We start from the raw sequence: 23,599 nt of genomic DNA, 5'->3' as shown, positions 1-23,599 counted from the left end.
AAACGTTGACGCCGCCGGCGTTGCGCACGGCGTGCAGCCGCGGTGCGAACGGGGTGGAAAGATGGATCGATGCTATCGGAAAGACTCGCAAAAGAAAAGGCGAACGGCCCGGGAAACGCCCGCACTGGCCGGATGGACAAGGCTTTGCGCGGTTTCGAGTGCCTGCTTTGGAGCATGCATCCGGCGTGGCTTGTTCCTGACGCAGCCCTGACGCAGCCCTGACGCAGCCCTGATGTTCGCCCTAAGTTTGAACGCCGAATCCCCGATGTTACGATGATCGGCCCTTGTTCGCCGCCCGCCGGCACCCTGCGCGCCGGCCGTCCACGATGCCAGCCAACCGCTTCGACACGCTCGCGCTGCACGCGGGCGCCGCGCCCGACCCCGCCACCGGCGCCCGCGCGACGCCCATTTATCAGACCACCTCCTTCACCTTCCGCGACACCGATCACGCCGCCGCGCTCTTCAACATGGAGCGCTCCGGGCACGTCTATTCGCGCATCTCGAACCCGACCGTCGCGGTGTTCGAGGAACGGGTCGCGGCGCTCGAAGGCGGCGTCGGCGCGATCGGCACCGCGAGCGGCCAGGCCGCGCTGCATCTCGCGATCGCCACGCTGATGGGCGCGGGCTCGCATGTGGTCGCGTCCAGTGCGCTCTACGGCGGCTCGCACAATCTGCTGCATTACACCTTGCGGCGCTTCGGCATCGACACCAACTTCGTCGCGCCGCACGATCTTGACGCCTGGCGCGCGGCCGCGCGGCCCGAAACACGCCTGTTCTTCGGCGAGACGCTCGGCAATCCGGGCCTCGACGTGCTCGATATCGCGGGCGTCGCGGAAATCGCGCATGCGCACGGCGCGCCGCTGCTGGTCGATTCCACCTTCACGACGCCGTATCTGCTGCGCCCTTTCGAACACGGCGCGGACCTCGTCTACCACTCGGCGACCAAGTTCCTCGGCGGCCACGGGACGACCGTCGGCGGCGTGCTCGTCGACGGGGGCACCTTCGACTTCGCCAACGGCCGCTTCCCCGAATTCACCGAGCCTTACGACGGCTTTCACGGCATGGTGTTCGCCGAGGAAAGCACCGTCGCGCCCTTCCTGCTGCGCGCCCGCCGCGAAGGCCTGCGCGACTTTGGCGCCTGTCTGCATCCGCAAGCCGCGTGGCAACTGCTGCAAGGCATCGAAACCTTGCCGTTGCGCATGGACCGGCATGTCGCGAACACGCGCAAGGTGATCGAATTTCTGCTCGGTTCCGCGGCGGTCGAGGGCGTGGCCTATCCCGAACTGCCGACCCACCGCGACCACGCGCTCGCCCAGCGCCTGCTGCCGCGCGGCGCGGGCGCGGTGTTCAGCTTCGACATCAAGGGCGGCGTGCCGGCGGCGCGCAGCTTCATCGAGACGCTCACGCTGTTCTCGCATCTCGCGAATGTCGGCGATGCACGCTCGCTCGTCATCCATCCGGCTTCCACGACCCATTTCCGCATGGACGCCGCCGCGCTCGCCGCGGCGGGCATCGGGCCGGGGCGCATCCGTCTGTCGATCGGTCTGGAGGATCCGGACGACCTGATCGACGACCTGAAGCGCGGGCTCAAGGCGGCGCAAAAGGCCGCCGAGAACGCAGGCGCAGGCGCCGCCGCAACGCTCGGGAGCCGCGCATGAAATTCGATCATCACGGCCGCGCTGCCTACGCCTATACCGGCGGCAAATCGTTCGACGCCGCGCGGCCTGCCGTCGTGTTCATTCACGGCGCGGAGCACGATCACAGCGTGTGGGCGTTGCAGACGCGCTATTTCGCGCATCACGGCTTCGGGGTGCTCGCGCTCGATCTTCCGGGACATGGACGCAGCGCCGGCGCGCCGTTGTCGACCATCGGCGCGCTGGCCGACTGGGTGATCGGCGTGCTCGACGCGGCCGGCGTGCGGCAGGCGATCTTCGTCGGCCACAGCATGGGCTCGCTGATCGCGCTCGACGCCGCCGCGCGCCATCCGGAGCGTGCGCTGGGTCTCGCGCTGCTCGCGACCGCCGCGCCGATGACCGTCTCCGCGACCCTGCTCGACGCGGCCCGCGAGCACGAGCCGGAGGCCATCGAAATGGTCAATCAGTGGTCGCATTCGACGCTCGCCGCAAAACCTTCGAGCCCCGCGCCCGGCTTCTGGCTGCAAGGCGCGAACCGGCGGCTGATGGAGCGCGTGAGCCTGCTGGGCGAGGCCCTGCTCTTCCATACCGACTTCAGCGCCTGCAATGCCTACGCGGAGGCGCTCGAACGCGCCGGCGCGGTGCGCTGTCCGGTGTGCGTGCTGAGCGGCCGCCGCGACATCATGACGCCGCCGCGTGCGTCGCGTCCGGTCGTCGAGGCCTTGAGAAAGGCCGGCGCGACGGTGCAGACAGTGGAACTGGACGCGGGTCACGCCATGATGACCGAACAGCCGGACGCGACGCTCGATACCCTGTTTGCATTCGCGCTCGATTGCGCGCGCGGCACTCGCCCGCCCGCTTGAAACGCCCCCCCGGAACCCCCGCTTGCGCCGCGCCTGCCGCCGCCGCAGAATGAATCTTGCTGGTGTCGGAGAGCCGGCGCGCCACGCGCCGCAGCACATCAGCCAAGCATGACAGGGAGGCCGTCATGGCGCACGCCGCACACGGGGAGCATTTCGCGAACTTCGCCCAGTTCTATCCGTTCTATCTCGAGGAGCATCGCAATCTCATTTCGCGCCGGCTGCATTTCATTGGTTCGCTCGGCGTGATCGGCTGTCTCGCCATGGCGATCGCCACCGGCGACTGGCTCTGGTTGCCGGCGGCCGTGATCTGCGGCTATGGCTTCGCGTGGGTCGGCCACTTCTTTTTCGAGAAAAACCGGCCGGCCACGTTTCGCCACCCGATCTACAGCCTGATGGGCGACTGGGTGATGTTCAAGGACATCTGCATCGGCAGGATTTCGCTCTGACGGCTCATGCAATTCATGCCGTCTGCCGGGGCAGCGCGGAAGGCGGCGGCTCGCGCAGGCGCGCGTCAGTCAGCGCCGAGGCGCGCGCGGCGATCAGCGAGCCCACCGTGATGTCCAGCGCGTCGTTTTCGAGCGCGTTCATGAGCGCGGCGCAATCCACCTGCGCGGCATCGAGCTTCAGCTGATATTCGAGTTCCGCGCGATCGATCACGAACTGGTCGAACAGCATCGTCACCGTCATCTGGTTCGGATTCGCGATAAGCACGTAACGCGGCTGGCGCGCGTCCTCCAGCCGGCCGATCCAGCCGAGCGCGTCGAGCCGGGCGATGAGCCGGTTTGAGGTATCGAGGTCGCAGCGCGCCATTGTCGAGAGTTGCAGCGCGGTGTAGCCGGGCTTGCCTTCGACGCGCGCCTCCACCAGCCGCGCCAGGATCTCGAGCGCGTCCAGCAGGTCGCTGCCGGGGAAATCGCGCCGGTGATATTGCCCGGTGCGAATGGCGGGCAGCGCGGAAGTCACCATGGCGCCGACCAGCGCGATCATCCAGCACAGATAGACCCACAGCAGGAACACCGGCAACGCGGCGAAGGCCCCGTACACCGCCGTGTAGGTGGGAATGCGCCGCACGTAGGAGCCGAAACCACGCTTGCCGAGTTCGAACGCAACCGCCGCAATCAGCCCGCCCACCAGCGCATCGCGCCACTCCACCTTGCAGTTCGGCATGAACACGTAGATGAGCGTGAACGCGACCGCCGTCAGCGGCAGCGAGACGCCGGTCAGCGCCCATTCGATGACCGGCGGCATCAGGTTGTGCGAGCCCGCGAAGGCGACCGAATGCGCGAACACATAGGACGAGATGGACAGGCTGCAGCCGAACAGGATGGGGCCGAGCGTGATGATCGACCAGTAGACCAGCACGCGCTGCGCGAACGGACGCGCCTTGCGCACGCGCCAGATGACGTTGAACGCGGATTCGACGGTCATCATCGTCATCACGGCGGTCACGAACAGGATGATCATGCCGACGGTCGTGAGTCCCTTCGCCTTGGCCGCGAACTGGTTCAGGTATTTGAAGATCTGGTCGTTGATCTGCGGCGGCATCAGGTGGACCGCCAGGAAATCCTGCAACGAAGCCTGGAACGAGCCGAAGATCGGAAACGCGGTGAACAGCGCGAACGCGACCGTGGCGAGCGGCACCAGCGACAGCACGCTCGTAAACGTCAGGCTGCCGGCCACCTGCGCGACGCGGTCTTCACCGATGCGGCGCGCCACGAAGCTGGCGAGACGCCTGACCGCGGCGAGATCGATGGAAAGTGACTGCAAAGGCATTCTCCTCGTCGTGATTTCCGGCGTACGCCACGGCGGCGGGCCATGCCCGCCTTGCCCCATGCCCGCATTACCGGGAGGGCGCACGCCCCGGAAACCAGCTCAAAACCTATAATAGCCGTTCACTGAAAAAGCCTTATGAACGACATCCTCGTGCTTTATTACAGCCGCCATGGCGCGACCCGCGAGCTTGCGCTCGCCATCGCCCAGGGCGTCGACAGCGTTCCCGGCATGCAGGCGCGCGTGCGCACGGTGCCGCCGGTATCCGCGGTTTGCGAAGCAACCCAGCCCGACATTCCCGCCGACGGTCCGCCCTACGCCGAGCTACGCGATCTCGAGGAATGCGCGGGCCTGGCGCTGGGTTCGCCGACGCGCTTCGGCAACATGGCCGCGCCGCTCAAGTATTTTCTCGACGGCACCACGCCGCAATGGCTCTCGGGCGCGCTCGCGGACAAGCCCGCCTGCGTGTTCACCTCGACCGGCAGCCTGCACGGCGGCCAGGAAAGCACCCTGCTTTCGATGATGCTGCCGCTGCTGCATCACGGCATGCTGATCCTGGGCATTCCGTACACGGAGTCGCGTCTCTCCACGACCCAGAGCGGCGGCACGCCTTATGGCGCGTCGCATCACGCGCGCCTCGGCAGCGACTCCGCCAGCCACGGCATCACCGCCGACGAAAAGGCGCTCGCCATTGCGCTCGGCGCGCGGCTCGCGCGCACGGCGCTCAATGTCCAACGCGGCGCGCAAGCAGCCTGACGCGGACGATGAACGCACCCGCCGCCATTTCCCGCCGCCACCCTGCCTATGCCCGTGGCGCACTCGCGAGCCTGATTGCGCTGATCGTGCTGGCGCTGCTCTGGGAACTCTGGCTTGCACCGGTGCGGCCAGGCGCCTGGGCGCTCGCGCTGAAAGCCGTGCCGCTGGCGTGCGCGCTGCCGGGCGTGGCGCGCAAGAACCTCTACACAATGCAATGGGCCGCGATGCTCGTCCTGCTCTATATCGCCGAGGGCGTGGTGCGCGGGATGACGGATGCGGGCCTGTCCGCGTCGCTCGGCTGGCTCGAAGTGCTGCTTGCGGCAGCCTTTTTCGGCTTCGCGCTGGCGTATGTCGCGCCATTCAAGCGTGCGGCGAAGCTGGATGCGCGTGCGAAGAAACGCTGAGCCGTGCGCTTTTCCCACGCCTGCATCGCTTCGACGTGATGCTTTGTAGCACGATTCCCGGCGCATCGTGCGTGCCTATGCCATTCGGCCGAGGTTCGCTTCGCGCCGCCCTGCGCGATACTCTGCACTACGCCTGAACCCCTTTCCTGCCCAACCGTTCATGACCGCCACCCAAGCTTTCGTTTCCGCCTGCGCCGAACTGCTCGGCACCTCGCACGTCCTGACCGATACCCACGACACCGAGCCGTATCTCGTCGACTGGCGCAAGCGCTATCGCGGCAATGCGTGCGCCGTGCTGCTGCCCGCGAACACCGAACAGGTGGCCGGCGTCGTGCGGCTGGCGCGTGAATACCGCATCGCCATCGTCCCGCAAGGCGGCAACACCGGCCTGGCCGGCGGCGCCACGCCGGACAACACCGGCGCACAGGCCGTGCTGAGCCTGAAGCGGCTGAACCGCGTGCGCGGCATCGACCCGCACAACAACACGATCACCGTCGAAGCGGGCGTCGTGCTGGCCGAGATCCAGGCGCGCGCGCAGGCGGCACAGCGTCTGTTCCCGCTGAGTCTGGCCGCCGAAGGCAGCTGCACGATCGGCGGCAATCTTGCGACCAATGCCGGCGGCACCGGCGTGCTGCGCTACGGCAACACGCGCGAGCTGTGCCTCGGGCTCGAAGTGGTCACGCCGCAGGGCGAGATCTGGGACGGCCTGCGCGGGCTGCGCAAGGACAACACGGGCTACGATCTGCGCGATCTCTACATCGGTGCGGAAGGCACGCTCGGTATCATCACGGCCGCCGTCATGAAGCTGCACCCCGCGCCGGTCGCGAAGGTCACGGCTCTTGCCGGTCTGGCGTCCGCGCAGGCCGCGCTCGACTTCCTCTCGCTGGCGCAGCATCACGCGGGCGCGCTGCTGACCGGCTTCGAACTCATGTCGGACTTCTGCATGCGCCTGGTCGGCCGGCATTTCCCGCAGTTGCGCTATCCGTTCGAGGCCACGCATGCACAGACGGTGCTGCTCGAATTCTCGGACAGCGAAAGCGAAGCGCACGCCCGCGCCCTCTTCGAGCGGCTGATGGAAGAAGCGCTGGAGCAAGGCATCGTGGAAGATGCGGTGGTGGCCGAGAATCTCGCGCAGTCGCAGGCGTTCTGGTCGCTGCGTGAACACATTCCGCTTGCACAGGCAGAGGAAGGGCTGAACATCAAGCATGACATCGCCGTGCCCATCTCGGGCATCGGCCGCTTCATCGAGGAAACCGACGCGATCATCGCGAAAGCCGTACCCGGCGCGCGCATGGTGACCTTCGGGCACCTCGGCGACGGCAATCTGCACTACAACGTGCAGGCGCCCGAAGGCGTCGACGAAAAGGCCTTCCTGGCGGAATGCGAAACGCAGATCAACGCGCTCGTCTACGATCAGGTGCATGCGCATCGCGGCAGCATCAGCGCGGAGCACGGCCTTGGCCAACTGAAAGCCGAGGAAGCCATGCACTACAAGTCGCCGGTCGAGGTGCGCCTCATGCAGGCGGTCAAGGCCGCGCTCGATCCCGACCACCTGATGAACCCCGGCAAGGTCGTGCACTCCGGCGCGGCGCCTGCCAAGGAGAACGGCGCATGAAGATTCGCGTGCTGTCGGACCTGCATCTGGAGTGCGACGAGCCACTGGCCATTCCGTACGCGAAGGCGGATCTCGTCGTGCTCGCCGGCGACATCCACAACCACGCCGAAGGTCTGCGCTGGGCCGCCGAGAATTTCGATTCCGATGTCCCGGTCATCTACGTGCCCGGCAATCACGAGTACTACGACGCCGAATTCGGCGCGATGGAAGCGGCCATGCAGGACGCCGCCCGCAGCGTCGACAACGTGCATTACCTGAACAACGCGTCGCTGGTGGATCGCCGGGGCGCGTGGCGCGTGCTCGGCACGACCTTGTGGACGGACTTCGAGCTGTTCGGATCGGGCGAGAGCGACATCGGCCGCGCCTGCGAGGCGTGTACGAAAGTCATGCTCGACTACAAGGGGGCGATCCAGCTCGCGTGGCCCGAGCCGGACGGCGAGCCGCGCGCGTTCGCACCCGACGACTCGCTGGCGCTGCACGAGCAGGCACGCGGCTGGCTCGAAGCCGAACTCGCGAAGCCCTTCGCGGGCCAGACGATCGTCGTCACGCATCATGCGCCCCGGCGCGAGAGCCTTGCGCCGCAGTATGCGGAAGACATCGTTTCGGCGGGGTTCGTCAACCACTTGCCCACGCTCGCGCGCGCGCCGGTCGCGCTGTGGATTCACGGCCATACACATACTTCGTTCGATTACGAAGCAGACGGCACGCGTGTGGTATGCAATCCGCGCGGCTACTTCAGCAGGCGCAGCGGCCGCTGGGAGAACGAGCAGTTTGCGTGGGACAAGGTGGTCGAGATCTGAGCGTGAGCGACAGCGAGACGAACTGAAGGAAGGTAACCCGACAAGCAGCACGGAACCCTGTTGGACCCTGCGGAGGAACGCCATGTGCGGCCGAATCAGCCAGTACCGACTGCCGATGCATTACGCGCAACGCCTGCATCTGAAAAATCCGTTCGTGCTCGTGGATGCCGCCGACCGGCGTCCGGGCTATAACCTCTCGCCGGGCACGCATCCGCTGGGCGTGTATCCGGACGAATCCATCCGTGCCGTTCACTGGGGATACTGCCCGCCGTGGGCGCTGCAGAAGAAACTGCCGCAGACCATCAACGCGCGCGTCGAAACTGCGGCGACGAGCGCATATTTCAAGCATCTGTGGAAGAAAGCGCGCATCCTGATCCCGGCCGATGGCTGGTTCGAATGGCGCATCGAGCCGCGTGCGGACAACCCGGCCGCGAAGCCCGCCAAGCAGCCGTACTACATCCAGCGCGCCGACGGCGAGCCCATGTACCTTGCCGCGCTCACGAGCATCATGCGCGATGAAGATGCCGCCGCGCCGGGCGCGGGCTTCGTGATCGTGACGGCGGCCGCCGACGAAGGTCTCGTCGACGTCCATGACCGCCGGCCACTTGTCTTTGCGCCCGCCGCCGCGCGACGCTGGCTGGATCCGGACGCCACGCCCGATGATCTTGCGGCCTTGGTCAAGACGGATGGCGTACCGGCGTCGCATTTCGTATGGCACCGCGTGTCCACCGACGTCAACCGCGCCACGAACGACGAACCACGCCTGATCGAGCCGCTGGAAACGCTGCTCTGAGCAGGCAGCGCCTTTTAACGCCTGCGCGTCTCGCGGTCGTCGTCGATGCGGATTGGCACGAGGCGGCGCCGTGCATTGCGTTCAGACTGAGCACGCATCGCATTGAACAGATCGCGCGAAGCCGGAATCGCGATCAGCAGCAACAAAGCCGCGAGGGCGAGCAGAAGTGGCGTACTCATGTAAGGTCCCCGTAAAAGGTGCGAGTGGTCGAAGGCTGACATTACCAAGCTGCGGACGCTTCGTGAGTAAGCAAGTGTTGCGCCGCACCTAATTTCGTAACAGCCGCGCCTGCGCTCAGCTGACCACGAACTCCTTCAGGGAATCGGTATCGGCCGCGAGCGTGTCCGGCATGACCTCGCGCAGGAATTCCACCCAGGTGCGGATCTTCGCGTCGAGATACTGGCGCGACGGATACAGCGCGTACACGTTCAACTCCTGCATCGTGTACTGCGGCAGCACCCGCACCAGGGTGCCCGCGCGCAAGGCCGGCAGCGCGGATGACGTCGGCAGCACGCCGACACCCATGCCCTCGCGCAGCGCCACGACCATCGCGTCGGCGACGTTCACCGTAAACACCGACGGTCCCAGACTTACGGTTTCCTGCCCGTTCGGACCGTCGAACACCCAGCGGTCCGGCGGAAATACCGGCGTCATCAGATGCAGGCAGGTATGGCGCACGAGATCCGACAGCACATGCGGCGCGCCATGCTTCTCCACATAGGCCGGCGACGCGCACGCGATGCTGAACACCGAACCCAGCCGCGCCGACACCAGCGCCGAGTCGGGCAATTCGGAGGCGAGCACGACGGACACGTCGTAACCTTCGTCGAGCAGATCGGGCACGCGCTGCGCCAGCGTCAGATCGACCTGCACCGAAGGATGCCGCTCCTGGTAGCGCGAGATCATCGGCACGATGTAATGCTGGCCGAAGCTCGTCATCGAATGCACTTTCAGTTTGCCGGAGGGCCGCGCATGGGCGTCGCCCGCCTCGGCTTCCGCCTGGTCCACGTACGCCAGAATCTGCTCGCAACGTTGCAGATAGCGCTCGCCGGCCTCGGTAAGCGCGATGCGGCGCGTCGTGCGATTCAACAGGCGCGCACGCAGATGCGCCTCGAGATCCGAAACGGCCCGCGATGCATACGCGGTTGTCGTGTTGAGATGCTGCGCGGCTGCCGTGAAGCTGCCCGCCTCCACGACCCGCACAAATACGCGCATGTTCTGCAGCGTGTCCATAGCGCTTTTCCGACAATGAAACTGGTGACGTGACGAATTGTTGCACTTCTCGCAAGAGGGATTATCACACAATTCGTAAAAATGCTTTGCGTGCTCGCGGGTTATTCGACAAATACTGCAAAAATATAATCACTTCCAGGAAATTGATTCAAATTTGGGAGTAAATCGTGCGAGGGCGAGTAATCCGCAAGACTGCTTCAGCCACAGTTCTTGCAACTATCCTGATCATCTCCGGGTGCGCCAGCACCGGCAACATCGCGCCTCACGATTCGCTGAACGACGCCGCGACGCTCGACGTCGGCACCGCGATCCGGCAAGCCAACGCCGATGCCCAATGGCCCGCCGAACAATGGTGGCGCGCCTATCAGGACCCGCAACTGGACCAGTGGATCGAACGCGCGACGAGCGGCAATCCGACGCTCGCGATGGCCGCGGCGCGCGTGCGCGAGGCGCATGAAGCCGCGGGCATTGCGCGCTCGGACCTGTATCCGCACGTCGATGCCGCCATGAGCGTCGCGCGCAAGAACTGGCCCAACAACGACTTCTATGGCCCCGGCCCTTACGCGGACACGACCACCTGGGACGACACGGCCGGACTGACGCTGTCCTACAACCTCGACCTGTGGGGCCGCGACGAGAACAATGCCGAACGCGCGCTCGATGTCGCCCACGTCCGCGCCGCCGACGCCCGCGCCGCGCAGCTCGATCTCGAAACCAACGTGGTGCGCGCCTATATCGGCTTCTCGCAGGCGTTCGCGCTGCTGGACATCGCGCAGCAAACGCTCGAACAGCAGCAACATATCGCCGACCATGCGCGCCGCCGTCTGAACGGCGGCATCGGCACGCAGCTCGAACTCAGCCAGGCCGAAGCGCCGCTGCCCGAGTACGAGCGGCAGGTCGACATCTATCAGGAAGAGATCGCACTGGCGCGCCATCAGCTGGCCGCGCTCGCGGGCGCAGGGCCGGGCGCCGGAGAAGCGCTGACGCGCCCCGCCCTGTCGCTCGCCACGCCGTTGCCGCTGCCTTCCGCGCTGCCGGCCGAGCTCGTCGGCCACCGGCCCGATATCGTCGCTGCCCGCTGGATGGTGGCGGCGCAGGCGCGCGGCATCGACGTCGCGAAGGCCGGCTTCTATCCGAACATCAACCTGGCCGCGTCGCTCACCCAGGCCTTCGCGGGCGGCGCGCTGCTGAGTTTCCTCACGAGCAAGGCGTCGGGCTACAGCTTCGGCCCGGCCATCTCGCTGCCGATCTTCGAAGGCGGACGCCTGCGCGCGCAACTGGGCGCGGCATCGGCGCAATACGACGAAGCCGTCGACCACTACAACGCGACGCTGGTCGCGGCGCTGAAGGACATCGCGGATCAGGTCGTGCGCGTGCATTCGCTCGATACCCAGCTCGACGCCTCGGGCCGCTCGGTCGCCGCCGCGCGCAAGAGCTACGACCTCGCGAACGAAGGCTACCGGCGCGGTCTCACCGATTACCTGAACGTGCTCGTCGCGCAGACGCAGTTGCTCAAGGCGCAGGATGGCCAGGCGCGCGTGCGCGCGGCACGGCTCGCGGCCTATGCAACGCTTACGTCGGCGCTCGGCGGCGGCCTCGACGATCCGTCGAACGGGCCGGAGCAGACCGCGCTCGCGCCGTCTCGGCACATCAGCACGCTCGGGCAGCTGAGCGCGCACGGACCGAAGTGAGGCGGCGCCCATGACCTCCTCCACTCATCCAGCAGGCGCACGGCACACGTTCATGCGGGCGCTCGCCGACTGGGCGCGCACCGACGGGCTCGCCTGGATCTACATCTTCAAGGCCGTGCTCGCGGCGCTGCTCGCGTTGTGGCTCGCGATGCGCCTCGACATGCAGCAGCCGCGCACCGCGATGACCACGGTATTCGTCGTGATGCAGCCGCAAAGCGGCATGGTGCTCGCGAAAAGCTTCTACCGTTTCTGCGGCACGATGGTGGGCCTCGTCGTGATGATGGTCTTCATCGGTCTGTTCGCGCAGCAGCCGGTGCTGTTCCTGTCGGCCACCGCGTTGTGGGTCGGCATCTGCACGGCGGGCGCGGCGCGCAACCGCAACTTCCGCTCGTACGGCTTCGTGCTGGCGGGCTACACGGCGGCGTTGATCGGCATCCCGGCCGCGCAGCATCCGGACGGCGCGTATCTGTCGGCGCTGACGCGGGTCGGCGAAGTGACGCTCGGCATCCTCTGCTCGGGCGCGGTCAGCGCGCTGATCTTTCCGCAGCACGCGGGCGAACAGGTCCGCACCACCGTACGCCGCCGCTTCACGCAATTCGTCGATTACGTGTGCCGCGCGATGTCCGGCGCCATGCCGCGTGCGCAGATCGAGCGGACCAACCTGGCGTTCGTCGCGGATATCGTCGGCTTCGAGGCGGCGCGCAGCGTCGCGGTGTTCGAGAATCCGGAATCGCGCAGGCGCGGCGGCCGGCTCGCGCGGCTGAACAGCGAATTCATGAACGCCTCGACGCGCTTCCACGCGCTGCATCAGTTGATGAACCGGCTGCGCGAGAACGCATCGGTGACCACCATCGCCGCGCTCGAACCGTTCTTTCGCGAAGTGCCGCCGCTGTTCTCGATCGCGGGCGAGCCGGTGCGCAACGCCGCCGACGCCGCACAAGCCGCCACGCAGTTGCGCGCCTACCGGGCCGCGTTGCCGCCACGCGTGCGCGCGGCGCGCGCCGGCGTCGACACGCATCCGGACTTCGTGCCGCTCGAATTCGACACGGCCACCGAACTGCTCCATCGCTTCGTCGACGACATGCTCGCCTACGCCGAAACCTATGCGTCGCTGAGCGCGCCGTCGCACGAACGCGAGCGCTGGGTTGCCCGCTATGTGCCGCGCACCAACCTGTTCGCGGCGGCCGTGTCGGGGCTGCGCGGGGCGGTCGTCATGTTCGCGCTGTCGGCGTTCTGGATCGGCACGGCCTGGCCGAGCGGCGGCACGATGGTCCTCAACGCGGCCGCCGTGTGCGCGCTGGCGTCGTCGTCGCCGCGGCCCGCGCTGATGTCGGCGCAGATGGCGGCCGGCACGCTGCTCGCCGCGCTGGCCGGCATGGTAGTGGTCTTCGGCGTGTTCCCGCATGTGGACGGCTTTCCGATGATGTGCGCCGCGCTCGCCCCCGCGCTCATGTTCGGCGCGTATCTGAGCACGCGGCCCCGGTTCGCGGGCGCGGGCATCGGCTACTGCATCTTCTTCTGTTTTCTCGCGGGCCCGGACAATCTGGTCCACTACGATCCGACCGGCTTCATGAACGACGCCCTCGCGCTGGTGCTGTCGATGATCGTCGCCGCGATCGCCTTCGCCGTGCTGCTGCCGACCGATGCGCCGTGGCTGCGCAAGCTGCTGCTCGCCGACCTGCGCCGTGAAGTGGCGCACGCGCGCCGTGGCCGCCTGCCGCGCATCAAGACGCACTTCGAGAGCCGCACGCGCGACCTGCTCGCGCAGATCAACGCGATCGCGGCCGGCCGTGCCGACTTGCAGCGCGACGCGCTGCAATGGCTCTTCGCGGTGCTCGAATTCGGCAATGCGGTGATCGACCTGCGGCACGAACTCGCTGCTTCCGAAAGCGATGCTCCGATGCAGTGGCAACGCCAGGTCGAGGCGACGCTCGATGCCGTCGCGCGGCTGTTCGAACGTCCGGGTCCGCAACGCTTCGACACCACGCTCGCCGCCACCGCGCGTGCAATCCAGGAAGTGCAGGCGGCGTCCGAAAACCCGCGCCAACTGCGGCGCGTGACAAGTCATCTGCATCTGATCCGTACCGCGCTGCTCGACCCCGAAGCACCGTTCGCACGACACGCGTCGGTTGATCCAGCCACACCCGAAGGAGCGCCCCATGTTCCCGCGTAACGTCGCGATCCTCGAAGCGTATGTGCCGACGATCCTGCTGCTCTTCATCGCCGGCGCGGTGCTGACGTGGTTCATCGACCGCGTGCTGGCGCTGACCGGGCTGTATCGCGTGGTCTGGCATCCGGCGCTGTTCCGCGCGAGCCTGCTGGTCTGCATCTGCGGCACGCTCGGGCTCGTGGCGTATCGCTGAGCTAGCCGTTCAAACCTTCAACCCAGTCCAGAGAGTTGCATCATGGTTCTCAGAAAGATCATCGGCCTCGTGCTGACCCTCGCGATGTTCGCGGTGGCGCTCGTCATCGGGCGCGTGCTGTGGGTCCACTACATGGATGAGCCGTGGACCCGCGACGGCCGCGTGCGCGCCGATGTCGTCAACGTGGCGCCGGACGTGTCGGGCGCGGTCGTGCAGTTGCCGGTGCGCGACAACCAGTTCGTCAAGAAGGGCGACCTGCTGATGGAGATCGATCCGTCGCATTACCGGATCGCCGTCGAGCAGGCGCAGGCGAACGTGGCGGCGCGCGCCGCCGAATTGCGCATGCGCCGCGCGGACGCCGCGCGCCGCGCCGACATGGACAGTCTCGTCGTCTCGAAGGAATCCCGCGACAACGCGCAACAGACCGCCTCGACGGCGGCGGCGCAGCTCCAGCAGGCCCAGGCCGCGCTCGATGCCGCGCAGCTCAATCTCGAACGCACGCGGGTGGTGTCGCCGGTGGACGGCTACGTGACGAACCTGAACGTGTTTCGCGGCGACTATGCGACGGCGGGCACGGCGAAGCTCGCGATCGTCGACAGTCACTCGTTCTGGGTCTACGGCTACTTCGAGGAAACCAAGCTGCCGCACGTGCGCGTGGGCGACCGCGCGTCGATCCGCCTGATGAGCGGCGGCGAACTGCAGGGCCACGTGGAGAGCATCTCGCGCGGCATCTATGACCGCGACAATCCGCAGAGCCGCGAACTGCTCGCCGACGTCAATCCGACCTTCAACTGGGTGCGGCTCGCACAGCGCGTGCCGGTGCGCGTGGGTATCGATCACATCCCGGACGGCGTGCTGCTCTCGGCCGGAACGACGGCCACCGTGGTGATCGCGCCATCCATGTAGGGCCGCGCAGTGCGCAGTCCTCGCTGACCGCCATGCCGATTGTGATATTGGTGATGAGCTACCCGGACACGGCAGACTCAAGCGGAGGATGCGATGAAACGAGGACCGTTCAGCGAGGCAGGCAGGAGACGGCGCCGCATGTTCCTGAGCCGCGCGCACGTGGCGCTGGCCGCGGCCGGCACGCTGGCGGCGTGTTTCGGCATCGGCATGGCGATCAACGGCGGACTTGAGTTCAACCGGACCAAGGTGTTCACGGGCGTCGGGATCATCGCGGTATCGACCGTGCTGTATATCTCGATGCTCTTCGTCAAGGACGATCCCGCGCCGCCGGATCAATGACCGGCGACGGTCTTGCCCATTGCTCCCGTGTCAGGCAAGCGTCGCGAGCGTGGCATCGGTCGTATCGACGACCATCAGGCCCGCGCGCAATCCCGGCTTCACCTTCGGGTTCGGAAACACGATGCGCTCTTCGTCGTGTGAAACCGTGTAGCGATAATCGCCGTCCCGGGCCAGTTCCGTGCCCGCTGCGAACGCGGTGAAGTTCGGCACATCGCCGGCTACGTTCAGCACGAAATGCTCGCTGCGCTTGTCGATCTGCGCGACCACGCTGAATACGCGCAACGACGCCTCCCCTGCCGCTGAAGCGGCTGCCGGCGCGCCCGCCAGCAAGCGGCGCAGCGCGCCATCCGCCGCCGTGAAGCGCGTCAGGTCGTTCTGCCCGAACGGCCGCACCTTGCCGAGTTCCAGCGTGCAGGCCAGCGCGCCCGCATGCTGCGCGGTGAACTGCGTGAACGTATGACCCTTCTCCCGATGCAGCAGCACGGCCTGGAGACGCGCGTCGCGCAGCCAGTCGAACATCGCGCGCGCGGGCGGCGCGCCGGTGTACGGCAGCAACGCGAACTGCTCGAACACCGAGGCGCGGATCGCCGTATGCATGTCGATGTGCCACTTGTCGTGCGCGGCGTCCGCGAAGAAAGCCAGCGCCGCCTGTTCCAGTTCCACCGCGCGCGGCGCTTCACGGCTGGCGCCGAACTGCGCGTGACGGCCGCCGAAGAGCCGGTTCAGATCGTCGTCGGCATAACGCTCGCCCGCGCGCATCGCGCCGATGTTGCCCAGAATCACCAGCAGCCGCGCAGCCAGCGGCGCGCGGCCGCTTGCGACATCCGCCACGAGCCGCGTCAGCAGTTCGATCGGCGCGGTTTCGTCGCCGTGAATGCCCGCCGAGGCAAGCACGCTATGCGAAGGCGCATGCTCCGGTTCGAGGCGCAGCACGCCTTCTCCCAGCCACGTCCAGCGCACGCCCGAGGCCGTCGTGCCGGCGTGCGTCGCGGGTACGCCGTTGCCGAGCGTGAAGCCGAGAAAATCGTCGAGCATGCGCGAAGCATCAGCGCTGGAAATCATAGAGGGCACCCAGTCCGAGGATGGTCGTCAGTTCGTCGAGCGCCGTACGCGACTCGACGAGCAACTTTGGATCGGCGAGATCGGCCGGCGCGAGGCGATCGCGGTAATGCCGCTCGATCCACGCGTCGAGCCGCGCGAACAGCGCGTCGTTCATCCACGCGTGCGGGTTCACGGCCGCGCGCTCGGCCTCGTTCAGCACGACGCGCAAGCGCAGGCAGGCCGGGCCGCCGCCGTTCTTCATGCTCTCGCGCAGGTCGAAGACGAGCACCTCGTCAATGGGCGTCGAGCGCGCCGCGAGCCCGTCCAGATAGGCCGCCACGCGCGCATTCTCGCGGCATTCCTGCGGCACCACCAGCACTTGCCGTCCATCCGCCGCCGACAGCAACTGGCTGTTGAACAGGTACGACGTCACCGCGTCCTCGACGCTCACTTCGTCCGCCGGCACTTCGAGCGCGGTGAACGTGGCGCCGCGTGCCTCGAGCCGCGTGCGTAGCGCGTCATACACCGCGTGCCGATCGACGAAGGCCTGCTCATGGCAGAACAGCGTCGTGAGATTGCCCACCGCGATCACGTCGTTGTGGAACACGCCGGCATCGATCACATCGGGCGACTGTTGCGCGAACACGGCCGCGTCGACGTCCAGGCCATGCAGGCGCGCCACCGCGCGGCTCGCCTCCAGCGTCTGCCGCGCCGGGTAGCGCCGGGGCTGCGGACCCGCGCCATACTCGCTGCGGCCATACACGAAGAACTCGACGCCCGGCGCGCCGTACGCGCTGGCGAAGCGCGTATGGTTCGCCGCGCCCTCGTCGCCGAGCGCGGGCGTTCCAGGCAACGCGTGATGTATCTGGAAGTGCGCGTCATCGGCGAAGATCGCGCCGAGCGAACGGCGCGTCTCGTCATGCTCGATCGCGCGATGCAGTTTCGCCGCCAGATTGGCCGGCGTGAAATGCACGCGGCCATCGGCGGTGTCGGCGGACGGACTCACGGTCGCCGCGTTCGCGGTCCACATCGCCGATGCCGAGCTCGCCGCCGCCAGCAGTTCGGGCGCTTCGCGCGCCGCGCGGGCGATCACGCTGGCGTCGTCGCCCGAGAAGCCCAGCGCGCGCAACAGCCGCACCGAAGGCCGTTCGAGCGGCGGCAGCACGCCTTGCCGGAAGCCCGCGTCCGCGAGGCGCTTCATCTTGCGCAGACCCTGGCTGGCTGCGGCCTTCGGATTGGCCACCGACTTCTCGTTGCTGCGCGACGCGACATTGCCGAAGGACAGTCCGGCGTAGTTGTGCGTCGGGCCGCCCAGCCCGTCGAAATTCGCCTCATAAGCCTTCGGCGCTTCTTTAGGTGCCTCTTTCGATGCCTGCATCATGAATCCTTCGCGATGACCGCTTGCCGTGCCGGAACTTCGCGCGACATGGCGCGTGACACAAAACTCAAAACCGCATGCCCGGCGACAGGCTCGCGGGCATCTGGAGCTGCGCGCTCTCCACCGATGCCATCGGATACGAGCAGTAGTCCGCCGCGTAATACGCGCTCGGCCGCTGATTGCCCGACCGCCCGATGCCGCCGAACGGCGCCGCCGACGATGCCCCATTGGTCGGCCGGTTCCAGTTGACGATGCCCGCGCGAATCGTGCGCTGGAAGTGCGTCCACGCGTGTTCGTCATCGGCGAGCAGGCCGGCGGAGAGACCGTAGGCGGTGTCGTTGGCGCGCTCGATGGCTTCGTCGAAGCTGCGGTAGCGCGTGATTTGAACCAGCGGGCCGAAGTGCTCTTCGTCGGGCACGTCGCGCGCCTGCGTGACATCGAGAATCGCCGGCGTGACGAAGCCGAGATGCGCGTCGCGTTGCTGCATCGACAGCACGGGCACGGCGCCCGCCTCGACGAGGTGCCGCTGAGCCTCGACGAGCCGCGCCGCCGCGCGCGCCGAAATCACCGCGCCCATGAACGGCTGCGGCTCCTCGTCATAGGCGCCGACGCGCAAGTTCGCGCTCACTTCAGTGAAGCGGTGCAGGAAGCGTTCGCCGAAGGCATCGTCGGGGACGAAGAGACGCCGCGCGCACGTGCAGCGCTGGCCCGCCGACAGGAACGCCGATTGAATCGTGTGATGCACGGCGGCGTCGATGTCTTCCACCGGCGCGACGACGAGCGGATTGTTGCCGCCCATCTCGAGCGCGAGCACGATCTCGGGCCGGCCGCCGAACTGCTTGTGCAGCAGCGTGCCGGTGTCGGAGCTGCCAGTGAAGAACAGGCCGTCGATCTGCCGGTGATTGGCGAGCGCCACGCCCGTGTCCTTCTCGCCTTGCACGAGATTGAGCACGCCCGCGGGCAACCCCGCCTGGATCCACAGCGCGACGGTCGCGGCCGCGACGCCGGGCGCGAGTTCCGACGGCTTGAATACCACCGCATTGCCCGCGATGAGCGCCGGCACGATATGCCCGTTCGGCAAATGCCCCGGAAAGTTGTACGGCCCGAACACGGCAACGACGCCGTGCGGCCGATGCCGCAGCACCGCGACGCCATCGGCCATCGGCGCGCGCTTTTCACCGGTGCGTTCGTGATAGGCCTGCACGGAGATATCGACCTTGGCTGCCATCGAGGCCACTTCCGTGCGCGCCTCCCACAAGGGCTTGCCGGTTTCGCGGCCGATCACGTGCGCCAGTGCGTCCTTGTTCTCGTTGAGCAGCGCGGCGAAGCGCTTCGCGATCGCCACGCGTTCGTCGAATGCGCGCGCGGCCCACGCGGGAAACGCGCGCCGCGCCGACGACACCGCGCGCTCGACATCTTCCGCCGACGCGCTGTTGCCCTGCCAGACGCTTTCATCGGTGCCCGGGTTGCGCGAGCCGAATGCCGCGCCCCGGCCTTCCTGCCAGTCACCGTCGATATACAACTGATTCGAAATTTCCATGTCGTGTCTCTGTCATCGGGATCGCGAAGCCGAACTCAGCACGCGCACCGCGTCGCCTTCCTTCACGCGCAAGGCTCCTGCTTCGTCCGCCGTCAGCAGGAACGTGCCGCCCTGCACCACGCCGACGGTCGCGCCGCAGCGGAAGTCATCCAGCAGCGTGTTGGACACGAGGCTCTTCACATCACTGTCCGTGTCCGGGCGCGTGCCGATATGCACGCTCGTCAGCACACTTTCACGCACCGTGCGCAAGTCGCCGATATGGCACTCGAGCACCGGACCGGCGTCGAAGATATCGACGTGATTCTCATAGCGCAGGCCTTCCGCCTCCAGCATCTTGCGCGCGGGCGCGGTGTCCTTGTGCGTCACGCCGACCGCGCGCTGCGCGGCGTCGGGCAGCAGGTCGAGATACACCGGATAACGCGGCATCAGTTCCGCCACGAACGACTTCTTGCCGTGCGAACTGAGGTAATCCGCTTCGTTGAAATCGATCTGGTAGAAGTGCGAGCCCACCGCGTTCCAGAACGGCGACTCGCCGTTCTCGTCGAAATGGCCGCGCAATTCGGCGCACAGGCGCTGCGGAAAGCGCTCCGTGAACTGCGCGATGAACATGAAGCGCGAGCGCGACAGCAGCCCGCCCACGCCCGCCGTCCGATAACGCGGGCTCAGGAACAGCGAGCACACCTCCGCATAACCGGTCAGGTCGTGCGACATGTTGAGCAGCGCCATGCGCGTCCATACGCCCATGTCCTTGCTGGCATGCACGACCGTCGATACGCGATAGTTGTAGAACGGCTGCTCCAGCCCGACTTCCGTTTCGATGCCGCATACGCCCGCTACGTCGCCCGTCGCGGTGTCTTCCATCACGAAGAAGTAGCCCGCTTCGAAGGGCGCGGCCGAGCCTTCCAGCGTGCGGCGCGCGCGTTCGACGCGTGCGGCCAGCGCCGCGCGGTCCGGCTTGAAGGTGGTCAGCCCGGGGCCTGTTTCCTGGGCGAGCGCGAGCAATGCGTCGACGTCGCCCGGCTGCGTGCAACGCACGACGATCATGGCAATTCTCCCGAGGCCTGGTGCAAGGGCACGCAACGCACCGTGTCGCCGTCGCTGACGCCGAGTGCCGCGCGCGCCGCCGCCGTGAGCGCGGCGCCGTCGGCGCGCGTGCCGCTCAGCCGCGCGATCACGCAGCGAAACGCATGCGCGCCGCCCGCCGCGACGAGATACGGCGCGCCCGCGCCATCTTCCGCGCCACGCTCACGCACCGCGCGCAGTTCGCCGGAACTCGCCGACGCGCTCTTGTCGACCGCAATGGTCAGCACCGGGCCCGCGTCGAAGATATCGACGTAGCGGTCCGGCTCGAAGCCTTCTTCGAGATGGATGTCGTAGGCGAGCAGCGTATGTTCGTTGGGTTCGCCCAGCACGCGCTGCGCGTCCGCGGGCAGCAGCGGCACATAGAGCGGATAGCTCGGCATCACCTCGGCGATGAACGTGCGGCTGCGTCCGCCCGACTCCGCTTCCACCTGTTCGAAGTCGCGTCCGAAGAACTTGCGGCCGACCGCATCCCAGAACGGCGACGCGCCCGCGTCGTCGGTGACGCCCAGCATCAGCGAGAACACTTCAGTCGAGAAGCGCCGCGGATTCGCGGCGATATAGATCATGCGCGCCCGCGACAGCAGATGCGCGGCCGCGGCGTTGTCTTCATCGCGCAACGATGGATCGATGTAGAAGCCGGTCAGACGGCTCTTGCCGGTCAGTTCGTGCGACATGGTGAGCGCGTGGATCTTGCGGTTCACCTTGAGCTCGCGCGATGCGTGGATCAGCGCATCGTTGCGGAACGCGTGGAACGGCTCGGCATAACCCGCCGACGCGACGATGCTCGAGGTCCCGAGCAGCCGCTTCGTTTCGGACTCTTCGAGCACGAAGAGATAGAACTCCTCGCCGGGAAACTCGACTTCGGCGCGGAACGAATCTTCCGAGAGCGCGACGCGCGGCTCCAGCGCGCGCCGCTCGCGCGGCAGCGAGTGCAGCACCGGTTGCGCGGCGCGCGCCATGCGTTCGAGTTCGTCGAGATCGGCGAGTCTGGCGGGACGGACGAAGAGCATCATCGGGTCCCGGGGTTCACTTGACCGCCGCCGCACTGACCACCTGCTCCAACGCCCGGCCGATGCGCGCGAAACCTTCGTCGAGATCGGTCATCGGCATGATGAGCGAGGGCGCGAAGCGCAGCACGTTCGGCCCGGCGATCAGCATGATGACGCCGTTCGCTGCGGCCGCGTTCAGCACGTCCTTGGCGCGGTCGCGGTAGGCATCGTTCAGTTCCGCGCCGATCAGCAGGCCGCGGCCGCGAATCTCCGTGAAGAGGCCGAAGCGTTCGTTGAGGCGCGCGAGATGCGCCTTGATCGCCCGGCTGCGTTCGTGCACGCCTTCGAGCAGTTGCGGATCGCTGATCAGCTCGACCACCTTTTCCGCGATCGCCGCGCCCAGCGGATTGCCGCCGTAAGTCGTGCCATGCACGCCCACCTTGAAGTGCGCGGCGATGGCGTCGGTCGTCAGCATCACGCCGATCGGGAAGCCATTGCCCAGCGCCTTCGCGCTCGTGAGGATGTCCGGCGTCACACCGTACTGCATGTACGCATAGAAGCTGCCCGTGCGGCCGACGCCGGTCTGCACCTCGTCGAAGATGAGCAGCGCGCCGTGCTGGTCGCACGCGTCGCGCAGACCTTGCAGGAAGGCCGGATCGGCCGGCAACACGCCGCCTTCGCCCTGCACCGGTTCGACGATCACCGCGCAGGTCTTCGGGCCGATCGCCGCGAGCGCGGCCGGCAGATCGTTATACGGCAGATGGCGGATGCCCTGCGGCTGCGGGCCGAAGCCTTCGGCGTACTTCGGCTGGCCGCCGACGCTCACCGTGAAGAACGTGCGTCCGTGAAACGACTGCGTGAACGAGATGATCTCGATCTTGTCGTCACCGTGCTGGTCGATGGCATGACGGCGCGCGAGCTTGAGCGCCGCTTCGTTGGCCTCCGCGCCCGAGTTGGCGAAGAACGCGCGATCCGCGAAGGTCAGGTCGGTCAGGCGCTTCGCGAGACGCAGCACCGGCGCGTTGGTGTAGCCGTTGCCGATGTGCCAGAGCTTGTCGCCCTGTTCGTGCAGCACCTTGAGCAGTTCCGGATGGCCGTGGCCCAGCGCCGTCACCGCGATGCCGCCGGCAAAATCCACGTAGTCGCGTCCGTCCGTATCCCACACGCGCGAGCCGCGCCCCCGGTCGGGCACGAAGTTGGCGGGCGCGAACACCGGCACCATGACCTCGTCGAAGGTCGCGCGATTCACATTGATCTCGGTCATGAGCCACTCCTCTTCAGGTTCCGCATCGGTATCAGGTTCGATATTAGGCAATCGCGCGGGTTCCGTCTTGCGCGTTCGCGACATGCTTCCACCGCTTTGCCCGTCTACTCACGCAGCGCCCGGCGGCTCGATCAGTGCGCCGCCGCGCGGTTCGTCGGGCGTGCCGCGCTGTTTCTCGATCCAGTTGCGGCGCTCCTCGCGCGGCGTCACGCCGAATCGGTCGCGGTAGGCGTTCGAGAAATGCGCCGCCGACGAAAATCCGCACGCCAGGCTGATCTGCACCACCGATTTGTTCGTGCGCTGCAATTGCGTGCGCGCCTTCGTGAGCCGCAAGTTGAGGTAGTACTTTGACGGCATCGCCCCGAGATATTGACGAAACAGCCGTTCCAGCTGCCGCCGCGAGATGCCGGCGAGACTGGCGATCTCGTCGGTGGTGAGCGGATCCTCGATGTTGGCTTCCATCAGCTGGAGCGCGTCGTTGAGGCGCGGATGACGTTCGCCGGGCGCGGTGACGAAGGGAATGCGCTGGCGCTCCGTGCCCGCGCGCAACACGCCGATGCCCAGCGAATCCGCGATGCGTTCCGCGAGGTCCGGGCCGTGATCGCGCGAGATCATCGCCAGCATGAAGTCGATGCTGGCCTGTCCGCCTGTGCACGTGGCACGGTCCCGGTCGATTTCGAAAATCTGCTGGCTGACGATCGCGCGCTCGAATTGCTCGGTGAACTGCTGGTAGGTTTCCCAGTTCACCGCGACGCGATACTGCGCGAGCTGTCCGGCCATCGCGAGCCACCACACGCCGTGATGAATGCCGCTCACGAGCGGCGTGCGCGGCGCCACCCTCGCGAGGCTGGCGAGAAACAGCCGGTAGTCGGCGAACTGCTGGTAGCGCTCCGTGACGACGAGCAGCCAGTCGCAGCGGACGGTGTCGTTGAAGGCGCCGTCGGCGGGCAGTTGCGCGCCGCCCGACAGCGGCACCGGACGGCCGTCCCAGGAACAGATGCGCCACTCGTAGAGGCGATGCCCGTCGATTTCGTTGGCGAGCGCAAGACTGTCGATGATCGGCGCAATGCCGCTCATCGAGACCGGCGCGAGCGCAACGATGGTCACCTGCCGCGGCGCGCCGGCCCCATTCGCCAC

At 67.1% G+C, this 23,599-nt stretch carries 23 protein-coding genes; 13 read left to right on the top strand and 10 right to left on the bottom strand.

Annotated elements, in window-relative coordinates; all coding sequences use genetic code 11:
* The first annotated feature begins 326 nt into the window (after positions 1–326).
* From QCE69_RS05025 to QCE69_RS05015, 3 genes are all read left to right on the top strand, one after another.
* Positions 327–1,658, top strand: coding sequence for an O-acetylhomoserine aminocarboxypropyltransferase (locus QCE69_RS05025; RefSeq protein ID WP_309929705.1), 1,332 nt, complete (start codon positions 327–329; stop codon positions 1,656–1,658).
* Positions 1,655–2,497 carry an alpha/beta hydrolase gene (locus QCE69_RS05020; protein WP_309929703.1) on the top strand — a complete coding sequence of 281 codons (843 nt, stop codon included), beginning with the start codon at positions 1,655–1,657 and terminating at the stop codon, positions 2,495–2,497. Before QCE69_RS05025 ends, QCE69_RS05020 begins: the two co-directional genes overlap by 4 nt.
* Positions 2,498–2,622: 125 nt before the next feature.
* The gene (locus QCE69_RS05015) at positions 2,623–2,943 is read left to right on the top strand and encodes an Mpo1-like protein (protein WP_309929701.1); all 321 of its coding nucleotides are present in this window, start codon (positions 2,623–2,625) and stop codon (positions 2,941–2,943) included.
* A 13-nt stretch (positions 2,944–2,956) separates the two neighbouring features.
* Here the strand turns inward: QCE69_RS05015 and QCE69_RS05010 are convergent, their stop codons facing one another.
* Positions 2,957–4,270: a YihY family inner membrane protein gene (locus tag QCE69_RS05010; RefSeq protein WP_309915201.1), complete on the bottom strand. Its 1,314-nt coding sequence runs from the start codon at positions 4,268–4,270 to the stop codon at positions 2,957–2,959.
* Between the two features lie 135 nt (positions 4,271–4,405).
* On the opposite strand from QCE69_RS05010, the gene wrbA reads away from it, so the two are divergent.
* The 5 genes from wrbA (at position 4,406) to QCE69_RS04985 (ending at position 8,635) form a co-directional block, all read left to right on the top strand.
* Complete coding sequence (gene wrbA, locus QCE69_RS05005) at positions 4,406–5,023, top strand: NAD(P)H:quinone oxidoreductase (protein WP_309807997.1); 618 nt, start codon at positions 4,406–4,408, stop codon at positions 5,021–5,023.
* Between the two features lie 8 nt (positions 5,024–5,031).
* Entirely contained in the window at positions 5,032–5,427 is a 396-nt protein-coding gene (locus tag QCE69_RS05000; RefSeq protein ID WP_309929699.1) for a DUF2069 domain-containing protein, read from the top strand.
* Between the two features lie 160 nt (positions 5,428–5,587).
* The gene (locus QCE69_RS04995) at positions 5,588–7,042 is read left to right on the top strand and encodes an FAD-binding oxidoreductase (RefSeq protein WP_309929698.1); all 1,455 of its coding nucleotides are present in this window, start codon (positions 5,588–5,590) and stop codon (positions 7,040–7,042) included.
* Positions 7,039–7,842, top strand: coding sequence for a metallophosphoesterase (locus QCE69_RS04990; protein ID WP_309929697.1), 804 nt, complete (start codon positions 7,039–7,041; stop codon positions 7,840–7,842). Before QCE69_RS04995 ends, QCE69_RS04990 begins: the two co-directional genes overlap by 4 nt.
* An 82-nt stretch (positions 7,843–7,924) precedes the next feature.
* Positions 7,925–8,635 carry an SOS response-associated peptidase gene (locus QCE69_RS04985; RefSeq protein ID WP_309915189.1) on the top strand — a complete coding sequence of 237 codons (711 nt, stop codon included), beginning with the start codon at positions 7,925–7,927 and terminating at the stop codon, positions 8,633–8,635.
* A gap of 14 nt (positions 8,636–8,649) precedes the next feature.
* On the opposite strand, the gene QCE69_RS04980 is transcribed toward QCE69_RS04985, so the two are convergent.
* Together QCE69_RS04980 and QCE69_RS04975 are read right to left on the bottom strand one after the other, a co-directional pair.
* Entirely contained in the window at positions 8,650–8,814 is a 165-nt protein-coding gene (locus QCE69_RS04980; protein WP_309929695.1) for a hypothetical protein, read from the bottom strand.
* 115 nt (positions 8,815–8,929) lie between these two features.
* Positions 8,930–9,868 carry a LysR family transcriptional regulator gene (locus tag QCE69_RS04975; RefSeq protein ID WP_309915183.1) on the bottom strand — a complete coding sequence of 313 codons (939 nt, stop codon included), beginning with the start codon at positions 9,866–9,868 and terminating at the stop codon, positions 8,930–8,932.
* Between the two features lie 167 nt (positions 9,869–10,035).
* Here QCE69_RS04975 and QCE69_RS04970 point away from each other — a divergent pair, with 167 nt between their 5' ends.
* From QCE69_RS04970 to QCE69_RS04950, 5 genes are all read left to right on the top strand, one after another.
* Positions 10,036–11,559: an efflux transporter outer membrane subunit gene (locus QCE69_RS04970; RefSeq protein WP_309915180.1), complete on the top strand. Its 1,524-nt coding sequence runs from the start codon at positions 10,036–10,038 to the stop codon at positions 11,557–11,559.
* A 10-nt stretch (positions 11,560–11,569) separates the two neighbouring features.
* Positions 11,570–13,732 (top strand): FUSC family protein, encoded by a 2,163-nt coding sequence (locus QCE69_RS04965; protein WP_309915178.1) that lies wholly within the window; start codon positions 11,570–11,572, stop codon positions 13,730–13,732.
* Positions 13,719–13,922: a DUF1656 domain-containing protein gene (locus QCE69_RS04960; protein WP_309929693.1), complete on the top strand. Its 204-nt coding sequence runs from the start codon at positions 13,719–13,721 to the stop codon at positions 13,920–13,922. The genes QCE69_RS04965 and QCE69_RS04960 overlap by 14 nt, the downstream gene beginning before the upstream one ends.
* Before the next feature lie 42 nt (positions 13,923–13,964).
* Positions 13,965–14,828, top strand: a complete 864-nt coding sequence (locus QCE69_RS04955; protein ID WP_309929691.1) for an HlyD family secretion protein — start codon at positions 13,965–13,967, stop codon at positions 14,826–14,828.
* A 93-nt stretch (positions 14,829–14,921) separates the two neighbouring features.
* The gene (locus tag QCE69_RS04950) at positions 14,922–15,167 is read left to right on the top strand and encodes a hypothetical protein (protein ID WP_309929689.1); all 246 of its coding nucleotides are present in this window, start codon (positions 14,922–14,924) and stop codon (positions 15,165–15,167) included.
* A 30-nt stretch (positions 15,168–15,197) separates the two neighbouring features.
* On the opposite strand, the gene astE is transcribed toward QCE69_RS04950, so the two are convergent.
* From astE to QCE69_RS04915, 7 genes are all read right to left on the bottom strand, one after another.
* The gene (gene astE, locus QCE69_RS04945) at positions 15,198–16,229 is read right to left on the bottom strand and encodes a succinylglutamate desuccinylase (RefSeq protein WP_309929687.1); all 1,032 of its coding nucleotides are present in this window, start codon (positions 16,227–16,229) and stop codon (positions 15,198–15,200) included.
* The gene (gene astB, locus QCE69_RS04940; RefSeq protein ID WP_309929686.1) at positions 16,213–17,586 is read right to left on the bottom strand and encodes an N-succinylarginine dihydrolase; all 1,374 of its coding nucleotides are present in this window, start codon (positions 17,584–17,586) and stop codon (positions 16,213–16,215) included. The genes astE and astB overlap by 17 nt, the downstream gene beginning before the upstream one ends.
* Before the next feature lie 67 nt (positions 17,587–17,653).
* Positions 17,654–19,126, bottom strand: coding sequence for a succinylglutamate-semialdehyde dehydrogenase (astD, locus tag QCE69_RS04935; protein WP_309929685.1), 1,473 nt, complete (start codon positions 19,124–19,126; stop codon positions 17,654–17,656).
* Between the two features lie 12 nt (positions 19,127–19,138).
* Complete coding sequence (astA, locus tag QCE69_RS04930) at positions 19,139–20,170, bottom strand: arginine N-succinyltransferase (RefSeq protein ID WP_309929683.1); 1,032 nt, start codon at positions 20,168–20,170, stop codon at positions 19,139–19,141.
* Positions 20,167–21,219 (bottom strand): arginine/ornithine succinyltransferase subunit alpha, encoded by a 1,053-nt coding sequence (gene aruF / locus QCE69_RS04925; protein WP_309931553.1) that lies wholly within the window; start codon positions 21,217–21,219, stop codon positions 20,167–20,169. Before aruF ends, astA begins: the two co-directional genes overlap by 4 nt.
* A 16-nt stretch (positions 21,220–21,235) precedes the next feature.
* On the bottom strand, positions 21,236–22,462 hold the full coding sequence (locus tag QCE69_RS04920; RefSeq protein WP_309929682.1) for an aspartate aminotransferase family protein: 1,227 nt from the start codon (positions 22,460–22,462) through the stop codon (positions 21,236–21,238).
* 108 nt (positions 22,463–22,570) lie between these two features.
* The gene (locus QCE69_RS04915) at positions 22,571–23,539 is read right to left on the bottom strand and encodes a GlxA family transcriptional regulator (RefSeq protein WP_309931551.1); all 969 of its coding nucleotides are present in this window, start codon (positions 23,537–23,539) and stop codon (positions 22,571–22,573) included.
* Positions 23,540–23,599 lie beyond the last annotated feature (60 nt).

This window comes from Caballeronia sp. LZ032 (assembly GCF_031451315.1).
Lineage (GTDB): Bacteria > Pseudomonadota > Gammaproteobacteria > Burkholderiales > Burkholderiaceae > Caballeronia.
Note: the sequence above shows the minus strand (reverse complement) of the source record. Positions and strands in the feature narration are given on the sequence as shown.